The sequence below is a fragment of the Pseudoflavonifractor sp. 60 genome, assembly GCF_009911645.1.
GTDB lineage: Bacteria > Bacillota > Clostridia > Oscillospirales > Oscillospiraceae > Lawsonibacter.
In genome coordinates, this window is record NZ_QWKI01000333.1 from 1 (window position 1) to 1,409 (window position 1,409).

Here is a 1,409-nt window from a genome sequence, read left to right on the forward strand (position 1 = left end):
TCGGCTGCGCCTACGACAGCGGGGCCCGGACTCTGTACATCTTCGAGGAGTTCCGGGGCTGCCGCCAGTCCAACGCCGCCTGGGCGGAGAAGATCAAGCACCACCTGGACGACCTGATCCTGGCCGACCCGGGCAGCGGCGGCGACCGGAATGTGGCCGACTTCAAGGCCTACGGCTTCCGAATGCGGGAGGCCCAAAAGGGACCGGGCTCTGTGGCCTACGGCGTCAAGTGGCTGCAATCGCTGGCGGCCATTGTCATTGACCCGGAGCGGTGTCCGGAGACGGCCAAGGAGTTTTCCGAGTACGAATACGAGCGGGACCCCAAGACCGGCGAGGTGCTGGAGGGCTGTCCCGACGCGGCCAATCCCAGCATTGACGCGGTGCGCATTTCAAAACAACTGAGGAGGACAAGGGGTGGAAACGATGGATATAGGAGGTCACGAATTTTCCGTGGTGGGACATTTGGGGATAAACGGGACCATTCCGTTGTTGGATATCCCCATGTGGGACAGCCAATGGGAAGGCGAGGAGGCCGACGCGCGGTACTGGCCTGCCAGTCTCCTGCCGGAGCAGGAAAAAAATCCTTGACTTTTCATCACATCTAAAGTAGAATAAAGGTGTGAAAGAAAGTGAGGTGGTACATTGAGCCCGCGCACAGGGCGGCCAAGAGCAGACAATCCAATTAACAAGCGGTTCAGCGTGTGTTTTGACGAGAAGATGCTGAAACAGCTTGAGCTCTATTGCCAAGCAAACGAAATCACAAAAGGCGAGGCAGTACGAAGGGGAATCCGTCTGCTTTTGGAGCAGGAAAAATAGAGTGCTGGCTGCCCATCAAGCTATACCAACACTCTATTACACCACACCCGGAGGTCTGGTAAATTTGATGATACCACACTTCCTGGTGAAAATCAAGGAGGTACCATGGAGCAACTGCAACTGCAAGAGCTGGAGGAAGCGGTCCAGCATTTGTCTGACGGTCTGAACGCAATGAACATTATGGTCATGGGCCTGGAGCAGATTCAGGACGCCCACACAGGCGGATTTTATGCCGTCTGGCGGTATTTGGACGAAGCTGACCGTGAGGTCCACAGGTGTTTGGATGTCTGTATGACCGCAACATAGCGCGCACAAGGGGCTGCCTGCAAAGGCGGCCCTTTTTCTCTGGCCAACTGTGTGGACGGCTCCCCGGACGATGTGAGCGTCTACGCCCCGGCGGTGGGGCTGACCATCTTCTCCCCGGAGCTGCGGGAAAAGTCCTTCCTGGCCCGGAAGCAGGACTATCTGCGCTCCGCCGAGAACATCATCGGCCTGAAACGGGGGCTGCTCAGCGAGGTGGAGGCGGCGGAGCGCACCGCCACCGAGGTCACCTCCTCCGCCGGGGACTACAACCTGACCATTATCGACTTCCA

At 58.1% G+C, this 1,409-nt stretch carries 2 protein-coding genes and 1 pseudogene; all 3 read left to right on the plus strand.

Translation table 11 applies throughout. The features are described from left to right. Positions 1-605, plus strand: a 605-nt coding sequence (locus D1646_RS22230) for a terminase large subunit (RefSeq protein WP_347565274.1), incomplete at its 5' end; no start/stop codon positions are given. 316 nt (positions 606-921) lie between these two features. Next, positions 922-1,122 (plus strand): hypothetical protein, encoded by a 201-nt coding sequence (locus D1646_RS22235; protein WP_160638506.1) that lies wholly within the window; start codon positions 922-924, stop codon positions 1,120-1,122. 51 nt (positions 1,123-1,173) lie between these two features. Further along, a pseudogene (locus D1646_RS22240) lies at positions 1,174-1,409 on the plus strand (hypothetical protein); the annotation flags it as partial.